The organism is Mycobacterium sp. 852002-30065_SCH5024008 (genome assembly GCF_001665645.1).
Taxonomy (GTDB): Bacteria; Actinomycetota; Actinomycetes; order Mycobacteriales; family Mycobacteriaceae; genus Mycobacterium; species Mycobacterium paraffinicum.
This window is the reverse complement of record NZ_LZSZ01000147.1, coordinates 1-1,524: the sequence shown is the minus strand read 5'-3', so window position 1 is coordinate 1,524 and position 1,524 is coordinate 1. Positions and strand designations below refer to the sequence as shown.

General features: G+C 69.5%; 2 protein-coding genes. One reads left to right on the top strand and one right to left on the bottom strand.

Translation table 11 applies throughout. From position 1 onward, the window contains the following. Positions 1-294: NAD(P)-binding protein (locus A5781_RS18380; protein ID WP_156624793.1), on the bottom strand; the 294-nt coding region annotated here is incomplete at its 3' end. A 267-nt stretch (positions 295-561) separates the two neighbouring features. Between A5781_RS18380 and A5781_RS18375 the strand changes: the two genes are divergently transcribed. Next, positions 562-1,524 (top strand): PirG (locus A5781_RS18375; RefSeq protein WP_197503904.1); only part of this gene is annotated, 963 nt, incomplete at its 3' end.

Below are 1,524 nucleotides of genomic sequence, written 5' to 3'. Positions count from 1 at the left end.
CTGGTAGGCCTGCCCGTTGTGCATCGCGAACACCCGGTGCCGGTAGTCGGTGAAGTCGGTGAACTGCCGCACGTAGTCCCAGACCCTCTTATTAGAGGTGTGGAACAGGTGGGCGCCATACTTGTGGACCTCGATGCCCGTCTGCGGCTCGGCCTCGGAATAGGCGTTGCCACCGATGTGCGGGCGGCGTTCCACGACGAGCACGCGCTTCCCGAGTTGGGTGGCTACGCGCTCGGCAATGGTCAGGCCGAAGAATCCAGAGCCGACGACGAGGAGATCGAAACGAGCGGTCATCGGTTGCTTAGGGTATCCGACCGCGTGGGCCTAACCCATCTGGCGAGGCCAGGGAGTCCGCCTTCGGCCCAATGACGGCACCCGCGGGACCCCTCAGCGGGGCGATCACAGTCGGGGTCGCAATTACCTCACGATTCAATATCACCACTCTAGTCACAGGAATCTCACTCGTACCATCGACTCTGTGTGGTTCTCGCCAGCTTGGTCGGCAGGCCGCACCGAAACAACACAGTTGAAGATTGAGTTGTCCAGATTGAGGAGACTTCCGTGCCGAACCGACGCCGACGCAAGCTTTCGACAGCCATGAGCGCGGTCGCCGCCGTGGCAGTGGCGAGTCCTTGCGCGTACTTCCTTGTCTACGAATCGACGGCCGGCAGCAAGCAGCCCGAGCACCACGACTTCAAGCAGGCCGCCGTGATGACCGACCTGCCCGGCGAGCTGATGGGAGCGCTGTCGCAGGGGCTGTCGCAATTCGGGATCAACCTGCCCCCGGTGCCCGCGCTGAACGGGGGCACCGCCGCCAGCACTCCCGGCCTGACCAGTCCCGGCCTGGGCACTCCAGGGCTCGGGACGCCAGGACTCACCAGTCCGAGCTTGACCAGCCCCGGCTTGACGAGCCCGGGTCTGACCAGCCCCGGCTTGACGAGCCCAGGTCTGGCAAGCCCAGGTCTGACGAGCCCAGGTCTGGCGAGCCCGGGCCTGACGCCCACGACGCCGGGACTCACCGCGCCCGGCGCGCTGCCGACCACCCCGGGCGCCGGAGTGGCGACCCCGGGCGCGGGGCTCAACCCGGCGCTTTCCAACCCCGGGCTGACCAGCCCGGCCGGGGTGCCTGGCCTGGGCGCCCCGACGGCCGCGGGTGAAGTGCCGATCACCGCTCCGGCCAGTTTGGATCCGGGCGCCGACGGCACCTACCCGATCCTCGGCGATCCGTCGTCCTTCGGCAGCGGTTCACCGCTCGGTGGCGGTGGCACCGGCCTCGGCGGGGGCAGCGGCAGCAGTGGCGGCGGCGGCCTGGTCAACGACGTGATGCAGGCGGCCAACCAGCTCGGCGCCGGTCAGGCCATCGACCTGCTCAAGGGCTTGGTGATGCCGGCGATCACGCAGGGCATGCAGCACGGCGCCGCGGGTGCACTCCCCGGTGCCGCCGGTGCCCTGCCGGGCGCCGCGGGTGCACTCCCGGGTGCCGCCGGTGCCCTGCCGGCCGCCGCGGGCGCTCTGCCCGGTGCC